This window comes from Mediterraneibacter faecis (assembly GCF_055383675.1).
Genome location: NZ_AP043803.1, coordinates 1,117,927 through 1,143,775, shown reverse-complemented (window position 1 = coordinate 1,143,775; position 25,849 = coordinate 1,117,927). Strand labels below are relative to the sequence as shown.

General features: G+C 38.7%; 20 protein-coding genes. 2 read left to right on the top strand and 18 right to left on the bottom strand.

The genetic code is table 11. From position 1 onward, the window contains the following. Positions 1–2: 2 nt before the first annotated feature. From ACZ47Z_RS05350 to uvrB, 11 genes are all read right to left on the bottom strand, one after another. Complete coding sequence (locus ACZ47Z_RS05350; RefSeq protein ID WP_117825389.1) at positions 3–917, bottom strand: nucleotidyltransferase family protein; 915 nt, start codon at positions 915–917, stop codon at positions 3–5. Between the two features lie 57 nt (positions 918–974). Continuing rightward, a complete protein-coding gene (locus tag ACZ47Z_RS05345; RefSeq protein WP_015528823.1) occupies positions 975–1,250 on the bottom strand; it encodes an HPr family phosphocarrier protein in 276 nt (91 codons plus the stop codon). Positions 1,251–1,391: 141 nt separating this feature from the next. Next, the gene (locus ACZ47Z_RS05340; RefSeq protein ID WP_117825386.1) at positions 1,392–2,681 is read right to left on the bottom strand and encodes a CdaR family protein; all 1,290 of its coding nucleotides are present in this window, start codon (positions 2,679–2,681) and stop codon (positions 1,392–1,394) included. Next, entirely contained in the window at positions 2,678–3,544 is an 867-nt protein-coding gene (cdaA, locus tag ACZ47Z_RS05335; protein ID WP_117539993.1) for a diadenylate cyclase CdaA, read from the bottom strand. Before cdaA ends, ACZ47Z_RS05340 begins: the two co-directional genes overlap by 4 nt. 65 nt (positions 3,545–3,609) lie before the next feature. Beyond that, the gene (locus ACZ47Z_RS05330; RefSeq protein WP_054752604.1) at positions 3,610–4,779 is read right to left on the bottom strand and encodes a hypothetical protein; all 1,170 of its coding nucleotides are present in this window, start codon (positions 4,777–4,779) and stop codon (positions 3,610–3,612) included. Then, positions 4,776–5,174: a hypothetical protein gene (locus ACZ47Z_RS05325; protein WP_319018168.1), complete on the bottom strand. Its 399-nt coding sequence runs from the start codon at positions 5,172–5,174 to the stop codon at positions 4,776–4,778. Before ACZ47Z_RS05325 ends, ACZ47Z_RS05330 begins: the two co-directional genes overlap by 4 nt. 47 nt (positions 5,175–5,221) lie before the next feature. Further along, a complete protein-coding gene (locus ACZ47Z_RS05320) occupies positions 5,222–5,896 on the bottom strand; it encodes a double zinc ribbon domain-containing protein (RefSeq protein ID WP_464525951.1) in 675 nt (224 codons plus the stop codon). Between the two features lie 5 nt (positions 5,897–5,901). Next, positions 5,902–8,112: an SF1B family DNA helicase RecD2 gene (gene recD2, locus ACZ47Z_RS05315; protein ID WP_117825380.1), complete on the bottom strand. Its 2,211-nt coding sequence runs from the start codon at positions 8,110–8,112 to the stop codon at positions 5,902–5,904. Positions 8,113–8,250: 138 nt separating this feature from the next. Continuing rightward, a complete protein-coding gene (mreB, locus tag ACZ47Z_RS05310) occupies positions 8,251–9,240 on the bottom strand; it encodes a rod shape-determining protein (RefSeq protein WP_054752661.1) in 990 nt (329 codons plus the stop codon). A 290-nt stretch (positions 9,241–9,530) separates the two neighbouring features. Further along, positions 9,531–12,374 carry an excinuclease ABC subunit UvrA gene (uvrA, locus tag ACZ47Z_RS05305; RefSeq protein ID WP_118084634.1) on the bottom strand — a complete coding sequence of 948 codons (2,844 nt, stop codon included), beginning with the start codon at positions 12,372–12,374 and terminating at the stop codon, positions 9,531–9,533. An 11-nt stretch (positions 12,375–12,385) separates the two neighbouring features. Then, entirely contained in the window at positions 12,386–14,371 is a 1,986-nt protein-coding gene (gene uvrB, locus ACZ47Z_RS05300) for an excinuclease ABC subunit UvrB (RefSeq protein WP_464525950.1), read from the bottom strand. Positions 14,372–14,641: 270 nt separating this feature from the next. Here uvrB and ACZ47Z_RS05295 point away from each other — a divergent pair, with 270 nt between their 5' ends. Further along, entirely contained in the window at positions 14,642–15,010 is a 369-nt protein-coding gene (locus ACZ47Z_RS05295) for a BlaI/MecI/CopY family transcriptional regulator (protein WP_005341664.1), read from the top strand. An 18-nt stretch (positions 15,011–15,028) separates the two neighbouring features. Then, complete coding sequence (locus ACZ47Z_RS05290; RefSeq protein ID WP_464525949.1) at positions 15,029–16,828, top strand: BlaR1 family beta-lactam sensor/signal transducer; 1,800 nt, start codon at positions 15,029–15,031, stop codon at positions 16,826–16,828. 100 nt (positions 16,829–16,928) lie between these two features. Here the strand turns inward: ACZ47Z_RS05290 and ACZ47Z_RS05285 are convergent, their stop codons facing one another. The 7 genes from ACZ47Z_RS05285 to ACZ47Z_RS05255 all read right to left on the bottom strand — a co-directional run bounded on the left by ACZ47Z_RS05285 (position 16,929) and on the right by ACZ47Z_RS05255 (position 25,848). Next, entirely contained in the window at positions 16,929–17,768 is an 840-nt protein-coding gene (locus tag ACZ47Z_RS05285; protein ID WP_464525948.1) for a hypothetical protein, read from the bottom strand. A gap of 26 nt (positions 17,769–17,794) precedes the next feature. Continuing rightward, the gene (locus ACZ47Z_RS05280) at positions 17,795–19,027 is read right to left on the bottom strand and encodes a DUF6070 family protein (protein WP_117602032.1); all 1,233 of its coding nucleotides are present in this window, start codon (positions 19,025–19,027) and stop codon (positions 17,795–17,797) included. Positions 19,028–19,035: 8 nt separating this feature from the next. After that, positions 19,036–20,274, bottom strand: coding sequence for a DUF6070 family protein (locus ACZ47Z_RS05275; RefSeq protein ID WP_464525947.1), 1,239 nt, complete (start codon positions 20,272–20,274; stop codon positions 19,036–19,038). Beyond that, positions 20,225–22,336: a penicillin-binding transpeptidase domain-containing protein gene (locus tag ACZ47Z_RS05270; RefSeq protein ID WP_464525946.1), complete on the bottom strand. Its 2,112-nt coding sequence runs from the start codon at positions 22,334–22,336 to the stop codon at positions 20,225–20,227. Before ACZ47Z_RS05270 ends, ACZ47Z_RS05275 begins: the two co-directional genes overlap by 50 nt. 483 nt (positions 22,337–22,819) lie before the next feature. Further along, entirely contained in the window at positions 22,820–23,743 is a 924-nt protein-coding gene (gene tsf / locus ACZ47Z_RS05265) for a translation elongation factor Ts (RefSeq protein WP_054752596.1), read from the bottom strand. 143 nt (positions 23,744–23,886) lie between these two features. After that, positions 23,887–24,636, bottom strand: a complete 750-nt coding sequence (gene rpsB / locus ACZ47Z_RS05260) for a 30S ribosomal protein S2 (RefSeq protein ID WP_015528801.1) — start codon at positions 24,634–24,636, stop codon at positions 23,887–23,889. 267 nt (positions 24,637–24,903) lie between these two features. Further along, complete coding sequence (locus ACZ47Z_RS05255) at positions 24,904–25,848, bottom strand: AEC family transporter (protein WP_464525945.1); 945 nt, start codon at positions 25,846–25,848, stop codon at positions 24,904–24,906. Between the last annotated feature and the right edge of the window lies 1 nt (position 25,849).

The window sequence follows — 25,849 nt, the reverse complement described above, 5'->3', positions numbered from 1 at the left end:
AATTAGAACAATTTTGACGGGTAAACTCCTTCTTCAATCAATCCACGAAGCGCTGCTGTTACAGATTCTTTATCCTCCTTATATGTCACACCAAACCACTGGTCATGTGACTGCAGTACTTTTACTTCGAGTTTTCCATCACTTAACAGATCTCCAATCATTGTCGGAAGCAGATATTCTGCTTTTAGATCTGTACTTTCTGTTTTCTCAAGGAACTCATCAAATCCTGTCTTAAGAATCTCGAAAAATTCAGGTGTAATTCCCCACATATTCATAGATACCGGTGAATCAACATCAAGGAATACATCTCCATCCTCTTTGTGGATTACAGCTTTTCCGTCTTCTTTTTCGATGTTATGTGTCTCTTCAATGTCTGCAAGCATGCCATGTCCGTCTACTTCGCACACACCTCTGGTCACGCCTCCGTTATCACTCAATGTATTTTTCAATACAAAGCTGACCATACAAATCTGCATTATATCAGCAGATGGAAGGTTTGTCAAATAACTGTATGCCTCTTTAAATGCTTCTTTTCCATAATAATCATCTGCATTGATTACAAGGAATGGAGCATCCACCACATCTTTACAGCAAAGAATTGCCTGACCTGTTCCCCAAGGTTTTGTTCTTCCTGTGAATTTTCCGCTGAATTTTTCCGGAATATCATCAAGCTCTTGAAATGCATATGCTACTTCTACTTCTTTTTCAATACGGTTGCCAATGATCTCTTTGAAATCTTTCTCGAGATCTTTGCGGATAACGAATACAACTTTGTCAAACCCTGCTTCTAATGCATCATAGATGGAGTAGTCCATGATAATCTCTCCATTTGGTCCAATCGGAGCCAGCTGCTTGATTCCACCTCCAAAACGACTTCCGATACCTGCCGCCATGATTACTAATGTTGCTTTGCTCATTTCTTTTTCCTCCTAATGTCTCTTCACTGTTACAATATACCAGTTTATAAACACCACTTATTCTCCCAATCCATCTTTCACAAGTTGAACCATGTCTGAAAGCGCTGTTTCTTCGTCTTCTCCTTCACAAATAATTGTAATCTCATCTCCGCTTTTTATACATGCTCCCAGTACGCTTAATACACTTTTAGCATTTGCATTCACTTCTTCATTTTTCATCTTCTTGTATACTGTGATCTTGCTCTTGTACTGCATTGCAGTTTTACAAAACAATCCTGCCGGTCTTAGATGAAGTCCTGTCGGATTTTTGATCACTACTTTATCGCTTACCATGTTATTCTCCTATTCTATCTCTCTGATAGTTGGAAGTTTTAACTCCAATATCATATAATATGCATCGAAAACTGTCAATGCCAGCCTTCTTAATTCTTTTTTAATTTAGACCTGTATTTTTTTAATTAATATGAAGTATCATTAATTTGTCTCAGCGTCATTTTCCGGTTGTTCATCCTCTGTTGATTCTTTTTCAGTCAATGTAAGCTGCACTGTCACTGGTTTTGTCAATGTCACTCCATCCGGAAGGTCTACTTCTACCGGTATGTCAAAAGTGCCTTCCTTCGTGTAATTCTGGAGATTTACCGATACTGCATTGCTGATATCCAGACTGTCCAGCGTATCTTTCTCGCCCTGGAATACAAGCGTTACCTCAGCATCTGGCTCATAACTCACCTGAAGATTTTTTGCCAGATAATTCTGTTTGATGGATGCAACCATAAACTCAATTGTTCGATTTCCCAACTGTTCGATCATTGCAGTTGCTATAACCTTTCCTGATGCACCTTCAATCAGTTCTACACCTTCCGGCAGATAATCTGTAATATCAAATGCTTTCTCTATCTTCTCTGTTGCCCCGTCAATAGACAATTCAGATGCTGGAATATTGATACTTTCAATCTTGGATAAGGCCTCTTCTTTTCCGCAGACCTGCACGCTCGCCGGTTCGCTCGAACAACCTAGATATTCATATCCATCTGCCGGTGTTCCAGATGCTTCAAATTTCAACGGAACCGTCTTGATCCTCATCACTGTCACATCTACAGTGATTCCATCTTCTCCAAGATTATTACTTAGCTGTCCCTGATTGATTACATTTCCCGATGCATCATATAAAACAAGTTCTGCTGTAAGTTCTTCATCTTTTGAAATTCCATCTACATTAATCTTCGCTACGGCTTTATCAATTGATTTTACTGTGGATTCTGCTCCTGTAATCGTTATTTTTTCCGGATTAACTTTCATCTCTCCAATCTGATAACCGTCACGCTGCGTTCCTGTTGTGCTAACAGTCAGTGTAAATACATTCTTCCCTGTCGGTTCTGTCTTAATCTGTATGTTTCTCGGAACAGACTCTGCCGACTGATAAGATCCACTATACTTTGGAATTGATACTGAAATTGGTATCAACCCTGTCCTGGAATCCATTTCTTTAATATCCGCAGTAGCCACAATATCATCTGACTTAATCTGTTGAATCACTGAACGTTTTGCATAAACAACTACGTTTACATTCTGATCATCTAAAACCGTATAAACTTCCCCACCCTGTGTAATCACATCATCGTTCGCTATCGTAACTTTGATGTTTGTATAGGTTGATTTCGTAACCGGATTAGCAACATTCGCAACAATCAGCCAAAGAAATGCTGCAAAAACAAATGCAATAATCTTAAGCGGAAGATTCGTTGTCAATTTGTATTTTTTCATGATCTGTGCCATCCTTTCCGTATAGAAAACTTGTTCTTTGTCTCTGTCTTTCTATACTGAATCTGGCTTAACTGACTCCGAAGTTCTTCTGCGTTAATAGCTCGAAGCAATCGTCCTCCGGAAGCCACAGAAACAAGTCCCGTTTCTTCTGAAACAACAATCACAAGAGCATCGCAAACCTCGCTCATTCCCAATGCCGCACGATGCCTTGTTCCCAGATCTTTACTGATTGTCATGTTATCTGAAAGTGGCAGATAACATGTTGCTGATGTAATTCTGTCCCCTCTGATAATAACCGCGCCGTCATGAAGTGGGGTATTGTGTTCAAAAATATTGATCAGCACCTGAGAAGACACTTTACAATCAAGCTCTATACCTGTCATTTCATACTCTGTTAACTGAATCACCTGTTCTACTACGATCAGTGCTCCTGTACATACACTTCCCATAGCATAACAAGCTCTTACAATACTATCCAGTGTTTCATCCGAAAACCTCTGATTTTCTTTATTTTTATCGAACGGATTAATGTTACTAAATAAATTTTTCTCTCCCAGCTTCTCCAATGCCCGTCTAAGTTCTGGCTGAAAAACAACAATTGCTGCTATCGCTAATACATTAATTGACTCTCTTGCCAGATACAGGATCGTATTCATTTGAAAAAGCCATGCCAGAAGAATAAATCCTCCCAACATCAGCATTCCACGTAGAAGCATCCAGGCTTTTGTGTTCTTGATCCAGAGCATGATTTCATAGACAATAATCGTCACAATCAGAATCTCTATGATATCTTTTATCTGTATATGTGGAAAATACATTCCATTTGAATAATTTCTTATAAAATTCTGAATCCACTCTATCATCTCAAGTCTCACCACCTTATGTAATCACTCGTTGTTATGCACTCTTGCATCTTTTGCTCTGTCGATCACTCTTTTTTCTCTTCATTCTGATCCAGACCCAGTTCCTTGCTCAGACTTCTTGTTAAAAGAATATCTTCCGTCATGTTTGAATCATTAAAAATTGTTGTTTGTGCAAGATCAGACTCCTTTTTCAGTTGTTCTGACTGATTTTTTTCCTCTTTCTGTTCAACTTCCTTCAAATCAGAAACTTCTGACACAGCAGTATTGTTTTCTGTCTCTGACACATTCGGCATCTCTGCGTCCTGTTCCTGATGTTCTGTAATATGTTTCACTTGCTTCTCAGGCATCTGAACTCCTACTTTCGGAACTGCCTTTACATAATAATAGTATTCGTCATCTTCAAACTGAACATTCTCTATTCTTGAATAATCCACAGAGAAAAAAATAACTTCAAGGAACAATCCTATTACAACACCAAGAATTCCACTGAAAATCATCATCGTATAAGACATATGAAGTCCAAGAGAAATATTTCCCGATGCACCTACGATCACACAAACTGCTGCTCCTGTTGCTGATGCAATCTTCCAGGAATGATCGACTGCCCGATTTTTAATTCCGTTCACTACCAGTATTCCGATCACTACTGCAAACAGCATAACCCACATCTCTTGATAGCCTACAAACTGTTTTGTAAAATTGGTTAAAGTGCTGATCATTGTTGTTCCATCTGTACCTTTCAATGCTGTTGCAGAAGCTTTGATCAGGTAAAGTAGATAATAAACAAGAATTCCGCAGGATGCAGGGACAATCCATACTGTAGTACCTAACAGCCCAAATATAACCGGAATCACCAGTGGTATTTTCATGCCGAACGCTACTACCGTCAGCAGAATCAGCCAGCTCTTCTCCGGGGTAAATCGAAAGTAGAAAATATACATTAACAAAAACAGTATCACCGCAACTCCGGCTATTGGCATAGATAATGTATATAAATGAGCCACTATTAACACAGTTGCTGCTGCCGTCATTACTGCCAGAGGGAGAAATGTACAGACTACTGCTAAGCCAACAGTACAAAGAACAGATGATGCCATCTTCATAAATCCAATATTAGAATTGATCAGGTTAAACACCAAAAGTGCAAGCAAAAACTGTGCTCCCTTTCGAACTAAGAGAGAGTGAGAAACATAAATCTGCTTAAATCTTTCTCTAAGAACCAGTAAATTGTTCATTGTTCATTCTTCTCCTTTTTACACATCTTCTCTAAACGGGACAAATTACGATAATAACGTTTTACATTCTGTTTGGCAACTGCATGTTTTCTCTTATAAAAACTATTTGCGCAAACCCCATATATAACCAAAAGAACTATATAGCCTGCAATTGCTGCAATCAAGAGAACGAATAGTTTTAAAATTGTCAGATCAGCAGATAAACTATCACTTGAATAAATGCAGAAACTAACGAACAAAATTGCATAACCCATTGTTACCCAGATCAATGTAATCCATCTCTTAAGACTTGCATAATCTTTTCTGTAATAATCGGCAATTTTAAAATCATCTCTGTGATTCTTCTCATATATCGACATTTTTGTCATTAAACGAATCCTGTCTTTATCTAACATATCCGACATTCACCTTTCCAGATTTCTCTCCTAAGTATACCATATGTTCAGATGCCTTGTCCAATGCTTAGAGTCAAAAAGTAGACATTTTCAACACCTGCTTTTTTCAGGATTCCTGCAGCACGTTCTATTGTACTTCCGGTTGTGTAAATATCATCAATCAGAAGAATGTTCTGGCGTGGATTCCACGATTTTGAAACCGCAAATGCCCCCTTCAGATTTCTATGTCTCTGCTCCCCGTTCATTTCCTTTAAAGGCCGGGTTTTCTTAATCCGATATAAAACATCTTTTTCCATAGGAATTCCCATGCATTCTGATAACTGCTTTGCTAAAAGTTCTGCCTGATTATATCCTCGTTTTCTCATTTTCGATCTATGTAATGGAATTGGAATAATTGCCTGGATCCCCCATCTTCGAATCTGAAATTCAAACTTATCTGCCAGCTCTTTCCCAAAGATTTCCGCATAATATCGCTTATTGTGATATTTCAACCGATATACTGAATTTGAAACCGGCGGAATGTGAACCCAGAGGCTGCGTCCTTGTTCATAATTACTTTTTCTTCTTTCACAATCCCTGCAATACTCTTTCGTTTCATCCTCCAATGGCTTTCCACAATGGATACATTTTATTCTTCCCACCTTAACGACCTGTTTTCTACAGTCATCGCAAATACCTTTTGAGCTGATTTCCTGACAAAACGGACATCTTTTTGGATACATTTTTTCTAAAATTCTTTGATTCGCTCGTCTAAGCTTGTAAATCTTCCCTGTTCGCTTTTGTTTTCGATCATTTCCTGAAATGTTAGTTCACTCCCTACTATTGTTAAACATTTTTTTGCCCGCGTCACTGCTGTATAAAGCAGATTCCTGTTATATAGTAACTTTGGTCCTGGAAGAAGTGGGATAATGACCGCCGGATACTCGCTTCCCTGAGATTTATGAACCGTAATCGCATAGGCAAGTTCTAACTCATCTGTCATATCGTATCCATATTTTACCTTTCTCCCCTCATCATATTCCACGATAACAGTTTCTGTATATTCATTGATTTCATCAATGACTCCCATATCACCGTTAAAAACTCCAATCCCTTTGTCAACTGTTAATCCAAATCTGGTAGAAACTTCCCACTCTAATTGATAATTATTTTTAATCTGCATTACTTTGTCACCTTCACGGAACAATCTACCATTAATTTCTTTCTCCGTTTTTTGGGAATCTGAAGGATTCAGATATTGCTGTAGAATCACATTCAATCGTTCTACACCCAGCAATCCCTTACGTGTTGGTGTCATTACCTGGATTTCATTTGGGTCGGCCTGCACATATCTGGGTAATTTCTTCTGTATTAAAGTAATAACGACGCTAATGATCGTATTCGCATCCTGGCGTTTTAAGAAGAAGAAATCCCGGCTTTTATTATCAATTGTAACCGGTTCTCCTGCATTAATCTTATGAGCATTTACTACAATATCACTCTCTCCTGCCTGACGAAAAATCTTTGTAAGCGTCACTACGTGAAATTTTTCTGAGCGTATGATATCTTTTAACACACTTCCCGGTCCCACGGACGGAAGCTGATCCACATCTCCCACAAGAATAAGTCTTGTTCCCGGAATAACTGCTGATAAAAGTGCATGCATCAGATTCAGATCAACCATGGACATCTCATCTATAATGATAACATCTGTCTCAAGTGGATTCTCTCTGTTTCTCAAAAATCCACCTATACTGTTCTCTTCCTCAGGATTTCCACTTACTTCAAGTAGTCTGTGAATCGTCTGGGCTTCATATCCTGTAGCCTCTGTCATTCGCTTTGCCGCGCGTCCTGTTGGCGCTGCAAGAAGGATACTCATTCCTTCGCTTTCAAAAAATTGAATCATCGTATTGATCGTTGTCGTCTTACCTGTACCCGGTCCTCCTGTTAATATGAGCAAACCATGTTTAATAGCTTCTATAACAGCTCTGTGCTGCATTGGATCCAATTCTATCTTTTCTTTCTGTTCTACTCTTTTCAGACGTTTCTCCATCATGTCTTCCGGCATCTGACAGTCAATATCAAGATCATTAAGCATTTTCGCAGTATTCAATTCCAAGTAATAATAATGTGCTGGATAAATGCGAATTTCCTCATCCACTTCTTTCATAACTGTTTTCCGCTCTATACACAGATCCATGATGTACTTCTCAATATCTTCAAGATCAACTCCTAAAAGTGCATTTGCCCTTCGAAGCAATATATTCTGTGGTAAATACACATGTCCCTCACCTACTGCCTGTTGCAATGTATAAAATAAACCACTTCGTATACGATAGTCTGAATCTGTATGTATGCCAATCTTGGATGCAATTTCATCCGCAGTCTTAAATCCGATTCCTTCAATATTATCTGCAAGCTGATACGGATTTTCTTCTAGCACTTTATACACTTTCATTCCGTAATACTGATAAATCTTGGCTGCCAGCTTTGTTGAAATACCGTATTTCTGCAGATAAATCATAGCTTTTCGCATATCTTTCTTTTCTTCAAGCTGAGATGCAATCTCCTGTGCTTTTCTCTCACTGATTCCTTTGATCTCCGCAAGTCTTTCCGGCTCTTCTTCAATAATGCGGAAAGTATCCTCTTTAAACTTTTTCACGATTCGGCCAGCCAGTGCCGCACCCACACCTTTCACTGCTCCGGAGCCAAGATATCGTTCAATAGAAACAATATCCTCCGGCTCTTTTACTTTATAATGAGAAATCTTCAACTGCTTACCGTAAACATTATGATTCACATATTCTCCTTGAATTTCAAGAAGTTCTCCTTCATTAATATAGTTCAGACTTCCCACGCATGTCACTTCACCATCATCATGTTCAATATGGAATACTGTATACCCATTATCAGAATTTCTATATACAATATGACTCACATACCCTGTAACTGTTTCCACACTTTTTCCTCTCTCTTCTTGTATCTTTTCCTATTTATATGCAGAAAAAGGGTGTGTTCCTATTATACACACCCCTTGTAATTGAATCTTCTTCTCTAAGAACCTGACACTTCAAATTCTTTTTCAGAAGTCTTTCTCTTAAAACTCTTTTCTTCCACTCATAAATTCCACAAACTGTCCGGTACCAATTGCAACGACTTTCATCGGATCCTCCGCTGTCATCGTATTAATTCCTGTTCTCTCTTCGATTAATTCTTCCAATCCGCGAAGAAGTGCTCCTCCTCCGGTAAGAACAATTCCACGATCAAGGATATCTGCCGACAACTCTGGCGGAGTCTGCTCAAGTACTCCGATTACAGCTTCTACAATCTGTCCGGTAGATTCTCTCAAAGCTTCTTCTGTCTCAGATGAAGTCACCGTAACTGTCTTCGGAAGCCCTGTTACCAGATTACGCCCTCTGACTTCCATCTTCTCTTCTTCTACAAGTGGATAAGTCGTTCCAATCTTAATCTTGATATCTTCTGCCGTTCTTTCTCCAATCAGAAGATTGTGTTTCTTTCTCATATAGCGTACGATTGCTTCATCGAAATCATCACCTGCTATCTTAATTGATGTATTCACAACTGTTCCACCCAGCGAAATAACTGCAATATCTGCTGTACCTCCACCGATATCAACAATCATGTTTCCACAAGGCTTTGAAATATCTATCCCTGCTCCTATTGCTGCTGCCACAGGTTCTTCAATCAGATGAACTTCTCTTGCTCCGGCTGCAAATGTAGCCTCTTCCACTGCTTTTTTTTCTACTTCTGTAACACCACTTGGTACACAGATACTGATTCTTGGCTTCTTAAATGTACGTTTTCCCAGAGCTTTCTGAACAAAATACTTAATCATCTTCTCCGTCACGGTATAATCAGAGATTACTCCTTGTCTGAGTGGTCTTACCGCAATAATATTTCCCGGTGTTCTTCCAAGCATCAGACGCGCTTCTTCACCAATTGCCTTGATCACATTCGTATCACGATCAAATGCGACAACTGATGGTTCTTTCAGAACAACCCCTTTTCCTTTCACATATACCAGTACACTGGCTGTCCCCAAATCTATTCCAAGATCTACTGACATCATAATTTCTATATCTCCCTTCTAAAACGCTCTTTTACTGTTCTCAGCAATCTACTGCAAATAAACAACTTTGTCTGTTACTGATTCCAGCATTCTCTTTCCTCAATCAAGTGTCTTTTGTCCCTTGAAGGGGTTTATCGTTACTGTTTTTTACTATTACTGTTGTCAATATTATGTAACCAAAACAGTAATGTTTTATCATCCGCATACTTTAGTATAATAGACTTCGCTTAAAATAGAAAGGCATTTTTTGCATATATTTTACGACTTTTTTCGACTTTTTTTCGTCTTTATTTCTCCAATATAGACGCAATATATTTCCCTGTATAAGAATCTGGATTCTTTGCGACCTCTTCCGGAGTACCACTTGCCACAACAGTTCCTCCGCGGTCGCCTCCTTCTGGTCCAATGTCAATAATATAGTCTGCCGTCTTAATCACATCCAGATTATGTTCGATTACAATTACTGTATTTCCATCCCCAGAAAGTCTGCGGAGAATCTCTGTTAATTTATGCACGTCTGCAAAATGAAGTCCTGTCGTGGGTTCATCCAGAATATATACCGTTTTTCCGGTACTGCGTTTGCTAAGTTCTGTCGCAAGTTTAATTCTCTGTGCCTCGCCACCTGAAAGCTCTGTAGAAGGCTGTCCCAAACGAATATACGACAATCCGACATCTCGCAACGTCTCCATCTTTCTTCGAATACTTGGCACGTTTTCGAAGAAATCTACCGCTTCTTCCACTGTCATATTCAATACATCATAAATATTTTTCCCTTTATAGCGTACTTCCAGAGTCTCACGATTGTAACGCTTTCCACCACAAACCTCACATGGAACATAAACATCCGGAAGAAAATGCATCTCAATTTTCAGGATTCCGTCTCCTGCACATGCTTCGCAACGTCCCCCTTTAACATTAAAGCTAAACCGTCCTTTCTTGTATCCACGTGCTTTTGCATCCGGCGTTCCTGCAAACAAATCTCGGATCAAATCAAACACGCCTGTATAAGTGGCAGGATTCGACCGTGGTGTCCTTCCGATTGGTGACTGGTCGATATTAATCACTTTATCAACCTGTTCTAGCCCTTCTATTCTCTTATGCTTTCCGGGGATTGTTCTTGCCCGGTTCAAGTCTCTTGCAAGTCTTTTATATAAAATCTGATTCACAAGAGAACTTTTCCCCGATCCAGACACTCCTGTTACACAAGTCATAACTCCCAAAGGGAATTTTACATCAATGTTCTTGAGATTATTCTCTTGTGCACCGACTACTTTCAGATAACCTGTCGGCTTCTTTCTTTCTGTCGGAACCGGAATCCTGATTTTTCCACTCAAATACGCTCCAGTGACAGAATTTGGATTTTTCATAATTTCCTGTGCATTTCCCACAGCAACAACCTGACCGCCATGTTCTCCTGCCCCCGGACCGATATCTACTATATAATCCGCTGCCAGCATCGTATCTTCATCATGTTCTACTACAATCAATGAATTTCCAAGATCACGCAGATGTTTCAGCGTCGCAAGAAGTTTATCATTATCTCTTTGATGAAGTCCGATACTCGGCTCATCCAGAATATATGCAACTCCGACCAGACCTGATCCAATCTGTGTTGCAAGTCGAATTCTCTGTGCTTCTCCACCAGAAAGAGTTCCTGTCGCACGTGCAAGCGTCAGATAATCCAGACCGACATCCATCAAAAACCTGATTCTTGCTTTGATCTCTTTCAGAATCTGATTCCCGATCAACTGCTGTGTCTCTGTCAATTGAAGTTCATCTAAAAATTTCTGAAGCCGTTCTATAGAAAGTGTTGTCACTTCTGAAATATTCTTATCTCCAACTGTTACAGCTAAAGCCCCCGGCTTCAAGCGCTGTCCTTTACAGGCTGAGCATGGTGTAATATTCATAAATGTCTCATATTCTGCTTTCATCGTCTGAGAACCTGTCTCACGGTAACGACGTTCCACATTCTTGATCAATCCTTCAAATGCAACTGGATAAATCCCTTCGCCTCTCTGACCTTTATAATAAACCTTTACTTCTTTCCCACCTGTTCCATAGATCAGGATATCATGAATCTCCTTCGGGTAATCCTCGAAAGGTGTGTCGAGATCAAAATGATATTCTTTACACAGCGCATCCAAAATTGCACGCGTAAAGCTGTTCTTGTCTGTACATGACTGCCATCCCAAGACTGCAATCGCGCCTTGGCTGATTGACAGAGACGGATCCGGGATCATCAATTCTTCTGAAAACTCCATCTTATATCCAAGTCCAAAACACTCAGGACATGCACCAAACGGATTATTAAAGGAAAAACTGCGAGGCTCAATCTCATCGATACTGATTTCGCAGACAGGACATGAAAAGCTTTGGCTGAAATTCAGAGATTCTCCATCGATCACGTCAACAACGAGCAGACCTTCTGCGAGCTCAAGTACATTTTCGACAGAATCTGTCAGTCGTTTTTCAATTCCAGGTTTTACTACAAGACGATCTACAATAATCTCAATATTATGCTTGATATTCTTATCTAATGTAATTTCTTCTGAAAGCTCATACATATTGCCATCCACACGAACACGAACATATCCACTCTTTTTTGCACGTTCGAAAAGCTTTGCATGTGTTCCTTTTCTTCCACGTACAACAGGTGCCAGAAGCTGTATCTTCGTTCTCTCCGGAAGCGCCATAATCTGATCCACCATCTGATCTACCGACTGTTTTGCAATCTCACGACCACATTTCGGACAATGCGGAATTCCAACTCTCGCATATAATAATCGAAAATAATCATAAATCTCCGTAACAGTTCCAACTGTGGAACGTGGATTGTGGTTCGTTGATTTCTGATCGATAGAAATTGCAGGTGAAAGCCCTTCGATACTTTCTACATCCGGTTTCTCCATCTGACCAAGAAACTGTCTTGCATAGGAAGACAGTGATTCCATATAACGTCTCTGTCCTTCTGCATAAATTGTATCAAATGCAAGGGAAGATTTTCCAGAACCGCTAAGTCCCGTCAAAACAACCAGTTCATTTCTTGGGATATCTACATCTATATTCTTCAGGTTATTCTCATTCGCGCCTCGTATCTTAATGTACTGTCTGGCGTCCATTTTCTTACCCATTTTGTAATCTCCTATTCCATATCATTGAGCATCTTTTTTAATTCAACAAGCTTATCACGAAGCTCTGCCGCTGCCTCAAAGTTCAATTCCGTTGCTGCCTTCTTCATCTGTTTCGTCAGATCCGCGATCAGTTTCTCCAGTTCTTTCTGGCTCATGGACTCCGGATCTTTTTCAAGCCGCATCTCTTCCGCCGCAACCTTTTTAGAGATACTGATCAGATCACGCACTGACTTCTGAATCGTCTTCGGCGTGATTCCATGCTCTTCATTGTATCTCATCTGAATCTCACGACGACGCTGTGTCTCATCGATCGCCAGCTGCATTGATTCTGTAATCTTATCTGCATACATGATTACATGTCCTTCTGCATTACGTGCTGCACGACCGATTGTCTGAATCAGAGAAGTCTCTGAACGAAGGAATCCTTCTTTATCTGCATCAAGGATTGCAACAAGAGTGATTTCTGGAATATCAAGTCCTTCTCTCAAGAGGTTGATCCCAACCAACACATCAAACACATCCAGACGCATATCTCGGATGATCTCCGTACGTTCAAGTGTATCAATATCCGAATGAAGATATTTTACACGGATTCCTACTTCACGCATATAATCTGTCAAATCTTCTGCCATACGCTTTGTCAGCGTTGTGACAAGGACTTTATTCTTCTTACTGATCTCTTTGTTCACTTCACCGATCAGATCATCAATCTGTCCTTCTACCGGTCGCACTTCAACTTCCGGATCCAGAAGTCCTGTCGGACGGATTACCTGTTCTGCTCGAAGAAGTTCATGATCCTTCTCATATTCTCCCGGTGTCGCAGATACAAACATCACCTGATTGATCTTACTTTCAAACTCATCAAAGTTAAGTGGACGGTTATCCTTCGCAGATGGCAGGCGGAATCCATAATCTACCAATGTCTGCTTTCTCGACTGGTCTCCGTGATACATTCCACCAATCTGCGGGATTGTCTTATGTGACTCATCAATCATCATAATAAAATCATCCGGAAAATAATCGATCAATGTATACGGAGCCTGTCCCGGTCGAAGCCCTGACAAATGTCTGGAATAATTCTCAATTCCGGAACAAAATCCAGTCTCCTTAAGCATCTCAATATCAAAATTCGTTCGCTCCGCAATACGCTGTGCCTCTAAAAGCTTATCATTTCTCTTAAACTCTTTGACACGTTCTTCTAATTCTTCTTCAATATCTGCCACCGCACGCTTGATATTCTCACGGTCAACCACGTAATGAGATGCCGGAAAGATTGCTACATGTTTCAGTTCGTCCTTCACTTCTCCTGTCAAAATATCAATCTCTGAGATCCTGTCTATCTCGTCTCCAAAAAATTCCACACGAATCGCTGTGTCACTCTCATATGCCGGAATGATTTCCAAAACATCTCCACGCACACGAAATGTACCACGGTGGAAATCCATATCATTACGATCATACTGGATCTCAATCAGCTTTGCCATTACTTCATCACGATCTTTAATCATACCAGGACGCAAAGAAACTACCATGTTCTGGTAATCTACCGGGTTACCCAGCCCATAGATACAAGATACACTTGCAACAATGATCACATCTCTTCGCTCCATCAGTGACATAGTTGCGGAGAGTCGAAGCTTATCAATCTCGTCATTGATGGACGAATCCTTGGCAATATATGTGTCTGAAGATGGAACATATGCTTCCGGCTGATAATAGTCGTAGTAGGAGACAAAATATTCCACTGCGTTATTTGGAAAGAACTCTTTGAATTCCCCATACAGCTGCGCAGCCAGCGTCTTATTATGTGCAATAATCAATGTCGGCTTGTTCATCTGTTGAATGACATTCGCCATGGTAAATGTCTTACCAGATCCAGTAACGCCAAGCAACGTCTGACACTGGTTTCCTTCTTTGAAACCTTCGACCAGCTCTTTAATTGCCTGCGGCTGGTCGCCAGTTGGGTTGTATTGTGATACTAATTCAAAATGATCCATGTAATTTCTCCTGAGCGCTCTAATTTAGCGGTGATATTTTAGAAATAGTAGTTGTTTTCTTAGTATTGTTACTTGTATAGTATATCATTCAGGAGAAAAAAAGTACAGAACTAAACCGAATGTTTGTTCTGTACTTTTACATCTTAGCTCGATTCTACATACCTTTAAAATGTATCTGGATTTAAAGTCAAGTTTTTATTTCGTTGACAGAATAACCTTTTAAGATATATAATATTTTTATTACATTTGTAAGATTTGGAGGAATATCACATGAGCAATCTGCCTCAAATTTCAGAAGCTGAATTTGAAGTTATGAAAATCGTTTGGAAATACGCACCAATCAGCACCAATGAAATTACTGAAAAATTAACACAAATTTCCAGTTGGAGTCCTAAAACAATTCAGACATTGATTAAACGTCTCGTTTCTAAAAAAGCACTAACCTATGAAAAACAAAGCCGAGTTTTTGTCTATACTCCATTGGTCAAGGAAGACGAATATATTCGGCAGGAAAGTAATTCTTTTTTAAAGCGATATTATAATGGTAATATCACTTCTATGCTTGCCTCTTACATTGAGGATGATAAATTGTCTGAAGAAGACATTGCCAGCTTACGGAATCTTCTTTCCAATCATTAAACATGGGAGGAGCATATTTTGACGTATTTTAGCTTTCATTTTTTACTCTGTAATGCCATCATCTGTATTTTTTTAGGCATTTTACTGGGATTAAAAAGATTATTACAAAATCAATTATCCGCACGTATGCAATATAATCTTTCGATTATATTTCTTGTCGTTCTAATTGTTCCTTTTTTTCCAATAAAGTCTGCCCCATCTTCTATATCATGGGGACATTTACTAATGCCAAATTCAAATACCAATGGTGACATTCAAACCACTTTTCTTTCTGGTAATAGTTATACTTTGAATAAAATAAATGATTTTGCTGTCTCGGTCAGCACCCAAATTCCAACTTTTATTCACTCATTACTTATATTTTTCTGGAGCATCGGTGTTTTCATAATGTTTGTTCTTCTCTACCGTTCGGCAAAACAAGTAAAAGCCTTACATAGTTCTGCCTTACCTCTTCAAAACGAAGTAATAAACACTCTTTATATAGAATGTTTAAACGAAGTGAACAGCAAGCATACCATTCCGATTTATAGTACAGCATTTTTGAAATCTCCTGTTTTGGCCGGTTTCCTGCATCCTCGCATTTATCTTCCAATTCACTTGATTTCAGATTTTAACGCTGGAACTATAAGCACAACTGATATTCGATATATGCTTCTTCATGAACTGCAGCACTACAAGCATAAAGATATTCTAATTGGATATTTGATAAATACAGTAAATATTTTCTACTGGTTCAATCCCCTAATCTGGTATTTTCTAAAAAGAATACGACAGGAACGGGAACTTGCCTGCGACAGTGCTGTATTACAATTATTGAAAGAAACAGAATACAAGTCATATGGAAATACACTGATTAACTTTGCCGAAACAATAGCTCTGTCTCCATTCCCTCTTACTATGGGAATTAGAGGAAATATAAAACAGTTAAAAGGACGCATTTTAAATATTGCATCATTCCACCAACCTACTTTTAAACAAAAAATTCGTGGATATCTTATATGCATATTCGTCTCTACTATCATCATTGGATGCATTCCCATACTTTCTGTTTATGCTTCTGATCAGACTGGCTATCATTTTGACACAACCGAAAAGAATATTGCTCAGCTAAATCTTTCTTCTAATTTTGGAAACTATACCGGAAGTTTTGTTCTATATGATCAGGCTACTGATAAGTGGAATATTTATAATATGGATCATGCTTCCACACGTGTATCACCGAATTCGACTTATAAAATATATGATGCATTACTTGGCTTGGAATCTGGAATTATTACACCAGAACATTCCACTTTCACATGGAATGGAGAACCATATCCTTTTAATTCATGGGAAGCCGATCAAGATTTAACCTCGGCTATACATAATTCCGTAAACTGGTATTTTCAGGCAATTGATTCACAGGCAGGTTTTCAATCCGTAAAGACATTTTTACAGACAATAAACTATGGGAATCAGAATACTGGAACAAACTTAAATCTCTATTGGACAGATTTTTCTCTGAAAATCTCTCCAATAGAACAAGTAGAATTACTACAGAATTTCTACCAAAATAATTTTCATTTTGATAGAAAAAATATTCAAGCAGTAAAAAATGCCCTGTTACTTTCCACTACCTCTTCTGGTTCTCTTTACGGAAAAACCGGAACCGGACGTGTCAATGGTAAAGATGTCAATGGCTGGTTTGTCGGATACATTGAATCAGATAATAATACATACTACTTTGCCACAAATATTCAAGCTCCTTCCAACGCAACCGGAAGTCAGGCTACTGAAATAACCGAAGCTATACTTTCTGATTTTGGTATTTGGAAATAAAAAAGAAGAACTGGTAACCTAATTTCCTGTTATCAGTTCTTTCTTTTTCTTCGTAATCTCTTCAATATTGTTATCTAATTATTTTAAGGTATATCCTCACTTACATTCCTATATATTTTTTGGCTTCTTTTTTACAATCCAACGTATTACCATGGGCAATTACATATTCCATGCATTCTTTTCCCTGTTGTTCTTTCCCTACTCTGTAGTAACATACTCCAAGCAGAAGTCTGCGTGTAACCTCATAATATGGCAACTTTTCTGTATCATCTTCCAGTAATCTTATTGCTGCCTCATCTTCCTCTTTCAGCATAAACTTTTTTGCCATAAACAGCGGATTATTCTGAAATACGTTTCCTGCTTTTTCTAATCTATCAGAATATCCAGCTCCATCTTTCTCCTGATATTTCTTCGCCAGTTCAAGATTCGTCACAACCTGCTGCCAGGAACGTCCCTCTTTTTTTCCTTTCCATTCATTCTTTGTATATTCTTCTGCTTTCTGTAGTTCTCCATTAGCAATAAGTGCAACTATATACTTAGGTTGAGCCATCAATACTACATTTTTTTGAAAACCTTTATAATCCAGACTCTTTCCGTATTTTATCATCCCCTCCAACATTTCTAAATATTTCTCTGCATCACATTCCTGCGACAGCATCCGATCAATTTTTGAAAACTCTCGGAGAATATTACAAATTTCAATCAACATGACTACAATCAGATCAAGCACCGCACAGCCCCATAGAAGATAGGAATCTGTTGTGATCCAGCCCGACTGTTTCACATTGAAAAAGAGTACTGTCTCTTGATGTGGAAATGGATTCCCTTTAAAAATACTTACAATACAAATCAATGCTACATAAATCAACAGCACATTTCGTATCATTCTGATGCGACCATTTTTTTGCTTTTCATAAATCTTTTTTATCTGTTCTTCCATTCTCTTCTACCTTTCTTCGTTGCTGATCAATCCTGCAACTTATCTAACCGATATTGATATTTTGGTATATTATCGATTCCATTATCTAAAATCCTATTTCCAACATAATGAACCGATCCATCATTCTGAAATTTCACCGTAAGTTCATGTGTAATAACCGCATCATTACACACTACAGAATCACAAACTGCATTTATAGTCAATACAACTGTTCCATCTTCATTATACTTGATTTCAATTACTTCCGGCAATGATAATCCGAAATGTGTTGGTGCATAATTACCACATCCCAAACGTTGCCACGCATAAGTATTACTTTGTTCATCATACACCGCCCATTCTTTTAGTTCTTCTGCGGTAACAGGAAGATATGTCATAATTACACTTTCAAACTCATCTGCCGTAACTCCTGCTACTCCAGTTTCATTGCTAAATTTTTCCCCGTATTTCATATTATAAAGATATTCAAAAATCCCATTATAGTCCAGATCTTGCATATTCTCTATATTCCAGTTTGAGCACAGTAGATTGTTTCCCTGATAACCCAATGGCCCTACATATTTTTCTGAATATTCCAGGCATTCCTCATTTAATGGTCTAACTCGGATAATACAACTTCCATCAACAATTTCTGTCACTTCCGGTGGTTCCGGTACACATACTTCATAGCAAAAGTTCCCATATTCTGTGTATTTCCATTCCTTTATTTTTGAAAGAGAAATATAGGTAAGCATCGGCTCTGTATCATCGTTCCACAACATTTTTGCTGACATAACAAACATGTTTTCCCCATCATATGTATATTCTTTTCTGGTAATTCCTCCATCTATATCAATTTCATATAAAATTACGTTGTCTTTTTCTTCTTGCCTGGCAGCATTCAAAAACATTTCCATCTTCTGATAATTTTCCATAACAGAATAATGATCTGAACCCCTTACCGGATTTCCATTTTGTTTGATAATCTCTTTCATCCGATCCATCATTTGCCTGGCAACATTCTGATCCGCTTCTTGCATTCCATTAAATTCAGAATAAATATCTCGGATGGCCTCCATATTCTCTTCACAATCGTTCACTACTTCCTTTTTCTTTTTTTCATCAATTGGCAAATCATATCCCTTATCTTGAATTTCCATAACAGTTTTTTTCTGACTCTTCTCATTTTTTACATCTGAATCGTTTAGTGTTTTTATGTTTTTGCAGGAAGTCAGAACCATTCCTATACAAAGTACTAACAAGATGCTTTTTCTTTTCATATTGCCCCCTAATTATTGCTATAATTTGCTTTCCACTCTTCTTCTGTCAATCTTGGCATATACCACCCTGCATTTGCATTTTGATCTGATTTGATTACTTTATTTGATAAATACTGAAAACTTCCGTCTTTCATAGGTTTTATAATCAATTCACTGGTAATTGCCTGGTCTAACATTCTAATTTCCCATACTGCTTCTATCGTAAGTTTTAATGTTCCATCGTGCAATTTTTCATATGAAATAACTTCCGGATATGGCTCATATGGAAATTCACAATCATACAATCCTCTCGGTCTGTATCTAAAAGTTTTGTCATCACAGTTATAAAAAGTTCCCTTTTCAATCTCAGTACTGTCAAATGGTAAATATGTCTGCAAAACCTCTTCAAACTCATCTTCTGGAACTTCATATTCTGCTCCACCGAAATTTGCTTCATAGGAGACTTGCTTTCCATATTTCATATGATACATTTTTTCATAAAGGTCATAAAAATCAAGTTCCGTATAATTCTGCTCATCCCAATTTGTAATCAATAGATTATTAAGCGTATACCCTAACGGCATAACATATTTCCGATTCAATTCTCTGCACGTTTCATTCAATGGCTGTACTCTGAATCCAGTCTCCCCCGGTGCTCCATCAAATCCCGGTGGACGGTACTCTTCAATAAACAAATATCCTTTTTCCGTATATTTCCACGCATACGCTTCATATTCATCATAATATTCGGCCTGTGGATTATTATCTTTCCATTCAACCTGACATAATCGAACATCCACCTTTCCATCCATTGACTCTAAATGATATTGTATAATTTCCCCTTCATCAAATACGACAATAATGTCAACTGCTGCCTGTTCTTCTTTTTCCGCTGCTTTGCAAAATTTTTCTACCTTTTCACTGTTGACCATATCAATCTGATTATCACGATCTACTGCCGCATATCCTTGCATTTTCAGACAATTGATAATTTTTCTTTTCGTTTTTAATGTATTTAACTCTGACTTCTCCTGTATATAGATATTCTGAAAAGTTTGTGCTATTTCTTTCGCTTCAGCATACATTGCAGATTCTACAGTTTCTTTCTTTTGTACTTTTTCTGTGATTCTTTCTTGTCTGCATCCTGTAAAAACCATAAGAATTATCAATATCACTGTCAAAATCTTACATTTGTAATAATTTCTTGTAAAAATTTTTTTATTCTTTAAAATACTCATCCAATACTGTTGCATCTTTTCTAACAACATAACCACTTCCACCGATTCCTTTCACATTCTCAACCATACTGATGAGAAGAATTGGTCTGTCTACATTTTTCTCTGCTGTAAACACTGAAAACCACCCGATTTCTTTACCAGAAGTATCTTCTTTCGTTGCTTTCAACTCTGCTGTCCCCGTTTTTCCAGCCAGTAAAATATCGTCACGATGTGCCGCATATCCGGTTCCTTCTGGATTATTTACAACACCTTCTACACCTTGCATAATTTCTTCTACATTTTCTTTGGTAAAAGCATTTTCTATCCATATTTCACCGGCAGCCTCTTCTTCGTATGTTAAATACGGCTTTACCATATTCCCTTCATTTAAAAACGAAGTATAAATACTTGCCAAATGTAACGGATTTACAAGAATCTGCCCTTGTCCATAGCCACTATCTGCCAGTTGTATTTCTGTTTCTATTTTATCCGTATTTGAATATGTTGATTCCTGCATCGCAATCTCAAACGGTATATTCTGATTAAAGCCTATTTCATTTAAAGTATTCATAAAATTTTCACTTCCAATTTTAAGAGCAGCCTTTGCAAAGTAAATATTATCAGAATAAATAATTGCATTCTTCATAATAACCGGTTCATACTCATGAAGTGTTGTCACTTGATAAGATCCCCAGGACGAATCTTTCTGCCATTCCAGACCTTCATTTCCAAAATCCTCTTTTGGATCTATGGTTTCCGTTTTCAACCCAATTCCTGCTACAACTGGCTTAAATGTTGAACCAGGACACCATACTTGACGGAAACGATTATATAAAGGTTTCTTTTCATCTTCATTTAATGATGTCCATTTTTCTGATGATAATCCTCGTATAAATTCATTATTGTCATAAGATGGAGTACTGACCAAAGCCAATACTTCTCCCGTATAAGGATTCATTGCAACAGAGCACCCCGGATCTTCTTTAAACTGCTCATATAATGATTTTTGCAAGTCAGAATCTATCGTCAATCTTATATCTTTACCATCTTCTTTAAAAGTGCCTACAAGAACTTCTTTTTCTTCCCCATCGCTATCTAGAATCTTTATATCACAACCATCTTTTCCTTTTAATTGCTTTTCATATATTTTTTCCAACCCAGACCTTCCGATTACACTTTCGTTTGTATATCCTTCCCCCGGATGATTTTCCAAATCCTCTGCCGTTACAGATTGTACATAACCAATTAAATGAGCGGCTGCTTCCCCTAACTCATAGGATCTAACTTCCACATCTGACAGCATAACCCCCGGAATTTCCAGAAGTTTATTCTGACGCTCCTGCTCTTCAAGTGTCTTTTCTTCTGGCTGTATTTTCATTAAATCTATTTCTTCTACTTTCGGAATAGTTTCAATTGGTACAAAAGAATCTTCTTTCACCCACTTTGCTGTAAGTTTGTTATTTATTGTTTCTACGTCTATCTTCAATAACTCTGCTATTTTTTCAAGAGATACATTCCTGTCTTCCAGCTTTCCCGGTATAATACCAACCGATGTCGCTATACCTTTTCCTGCAAGCATTTTACCATTCCGGTCTAATATTTCTCCTCGCTCCGCTTTTGAGGTAGTAACGCTTATTTTATCATCACTCTCTAAATTTGGAAAAATCAGGCTATCCTGCCATACTAATTTATATCCCTGTTTCGTCTTCTTCAGTTCCGCCATATTGTCAAATTGTATTGTTCCGGCAATTGTATTACATGATGTTTCATACGAAAGCGTAACTGTATCTGCTTTTTTCTCTTTCACAGCTATATGACTGATTTTAATGTCACTGACCTCTATTCCTTCGTATATCTTAGAATTTCGTTGTATGTATTCTTCTTTTGTCAGATAAACTTTTTCATCTGAATCTATCATAGTATACATTACTTCATATTCCTTTTTTTCAATATGGTTCATATATTCCATAAGTGTGTCTTCTGGTGATTCCGTTATCGTCCTTTTTAATAAAACACCTCCTGAAACAGCAATTACTGTTATAGCCATTATTAATCCAAAAATCCTACAAGTGTAAGATTTTTTAGTGCTTTGTTTTTTCCGTCTTTTTTTCATAGATACCCCTTTCTTTCAACGCTTTTATTTCCTTAAATCTTACACTTGTAATATCTGAAAGTCAAGTCTTTTCTTAGGCATTATATACGTGCGTCGCACGATGCATATAAAAAGAAATCCTCGATCACAAGTAAACTTGTGGGGTTTTGGTCTAGGTACAGCTTGTGCATTGTAGGTGCATCAAGACATCCGCACAAGCACGCTTAGCTCGATTTCGCTTCGCTTCATCTCGCTATACGTGCGTCGCACGATGCATATAAAAAGAAATCCTCGATCACAAGTAAATTTGTGGGGTTTTGGTCTAGGTACAGCTTGTGCATTGTAGGTGCACCAAGACATCCGCACAAGCACGCTTAGCTCGATTCCGCTTCGCTTCATCTCGCTATACGTGCGTCGCACGATGCATATAAAAAGAAATCCCCGATCACAAGTAAACTTGTGTCGAGGATTTCTTTTTATATACGCCGTGCTTGTGCTAGACGCTTACATTCCAGCCTGAGCTGCAACTTCTGCTGCGAAGTCATCAACTTTCTTTTCGATTCCTTCACCAGTCTCGAAACGAACGAATTTTGTAACTTTAACGTTTGCACCGTTCTCTTTTGCTACCTTATCAACGTATTTTCCTACTGTAAGGTCGCTGTCCTGAACGTATACCTGATCAAGCAGACAGATCTCTTTAAGTTCTTTGTTCAGACGTCCGATGATCATCTTCTCGATGATGTTTTCCGGTTTCTCCGGGTTCTCTTTCTTAGCCTGAGCAAGAAGGATTTCTTTCTCGTGATCAAGGTAATCCTGAGATACTTCCTCACGGGATACATACTTCGGAGACATAGCTGCTACCTGCATAGCTACGTTCTTCAGTGCTGCTTTGATCTCGTCGTTAACAACATCTGTATCAGCAACAACAAGAACACCGATACGTCCGCCACCGTGGATGTAAGGAACAACCACACCGTTGTCTGCTGCAACTTTCTCGAATCTTCTGATGTTCAGGTTCTCTCCGATAACTGCGATCTTCTCTACGAGAGCATCTTTTACAGTCTTTGTTGTATCAGCTTCCCAAGCCTCTGCCATAAATGCATCAAGATCAGCTGCTTCTGAATCTACTACCTGGTTAGCAACTGCTTCTACGAATCCCTGGAACTCGTCGTTCTTTGCAACGAAGTCTGTCTCAGAGTTTACTTCTACGATTGCAGCAACTTTGTCATCTTTAACAACTGTCTTAACGATACCTTCTGCAGCGATTCTTCCAGCTTTTTTCTCAGCTTTAGCCTGTCCGTTCTTTCTAAGGAACTCTACAGCTGCGTCCATATCTCCGTTTGTCTCAGAAAGCGCTTTTTTACAGTCCATCATTCCAGCGCCTGTCATTTCTCTTAACTCTTTTACCATTCCTGCTGTGATTGCCATGATAATTTTCCTCCATTATTCATAATGTGTGTGTCACTATAAGCAGTAACATATGCTTTTCTCTATAGAACTATTTCTATAAAGTAAAATGCTTCAACCTGATAATCAGGCTGAAGCATTTTCTTTCATATCAAGAACTGATATTACTCTTCTACAGCCTCTTCAGCTTCTGCTGCTTCTGCAGCCTCCTCGTAATACTCATCCTCAGCTGCACCCTGGTTTGCTTCGATAACAGCGTCTGCCATCTTAGAAACGATCAGTTTTACAGCTCTGATTGCATCATCATTACCTGGGATTACGTAATCCAGTTCTTCTGGATCACAGTTTGTATCACAGATACCGATCAGCGGAATTCCGAGTGTGTGTGCTTCCTGTACACAGATTCTTTCTTTCTTAGGATCTACGATGAAGATAGCGTCTGGCAGTTTCTTCATGTCTTTGATTCCGCCAAGGTTCTTCTCAAGCTTTGTCCACTCTTTTTTGATTTCGATAACTTCTTTCTTCGGAAGTACTTCGAATGTTCCATCTTCTGCCATTCTCTCGATGTCTTTCAGACGTTTGATACGGCTCTGGATTGTCTTGAAGTTTGTAAGCATTCCTCCAAGCCATCTCTCGTTTACATAATACATTCCGCAACGCTCAGCCTCAGCTTTGATTGCATCCTGTGCCTGTTTCTTTGTTCCTACGAAAAGAACTGTACCGCCTTCTGCAGCGATGTCAGAAACAGCCTTATATGCATCGTCAACCATTCCTACAGATTTCTGCAGGTCGATGATGTAGATACCATTTCTCTCTGTGTAGATGTATGGAGCCATCTTAGGGTTCCATCTTCTTGTCTGATGTCCAAAATGAACACCTGCTTCCAATAACTGCTTCATTGAAATAACGCTCATGTTATTCTCCTCCATTTGGTTTTTTTCTTCCGTATGTTTTACTCTCCTTCGCAACCGGACGAAACTCCTGTCTCGACTTAGGCACCTTGGAAGGAATCCGCATACGTGTTTTTTAGCAACGTTCGTAGTATAGCATAAAACAAGGGACGTTGCAAGAACTTTTTCCCACAACGCCCCATTTTCCAACATTTTTTGTTATTGTTCGTACTATGTGCGACCAACAGCCATTTTTATCCTCCATCGCAACAAGATGTGAATTTCCTATTCCTATACCAGCTGAAACGCTTTCAGCACATACAGCCATCCTGTCAACGTGAATGCACTGAACAATGTTGTCAGCATCACTACACTTGATGATAAAACTCCTTCATGTCCCATATTCTTTGCCATAACAAAACTGCTTACTGTTGTTGCAGATCCAAGCATTACAAGGATTGCAATCAGTTCTTCCTGACGGAATCCCAGTTTCACAGCAATCGGAAGAAAAATTGCCACAAATATGATCAACTTCATAATTGTTGCTGTCACAGCCGGTTTGATCTTTCCAAGTGCTTTCCTAAAATCAAAGGTAGCTCCCATTGCCATCAGCCCCATTGGTGTAGACATTCCTCCAATACTTGTCACCGTTTTATTAAGAATTGCCGGCATTGGAATCTTGCAGGCTGACCAGATCAGACCAGCCACGATTCCAATGATGATTGGATTGGTCACGATCCCCTTTAACGTTTTCATCCATACAGCTTTATCAATTGCCTTTCGTTCCGGATGGAAAAAGGACAACACGATAACCGCCATCACATTATAAAGTGGTACACTTCCTATGATCATAAGTGGCGCCATCCCTGCATTTCCATAAATATTCTGGATAAATGCAATCCCAAGAAGTGCTGCGCTGCTCCGGTACGAAGCCTGAATAAATTCACCCTGGATGGAACGGTCTTTCCAGATGCAAGATACCAGCGCAGCAATTGTAATGCAGATAAATGTTACTACAAAGCAGAAAATCACAAACCTGATATTCCACACTTCTTTAAAATCAACTTTTGCCAGATCACCAAACAACAATACCGGCAATGGAATCAGAAAGACAAATTTATTCATCTTTGCTGCAAACTCTTCATCCATCCAGCCAAGCTTTTTGAACAGCATTCCCAGTACCATCATCAAAAAGATTGGTACGGTTGCATTCAGACTAAAAACTAAATTTTCCATT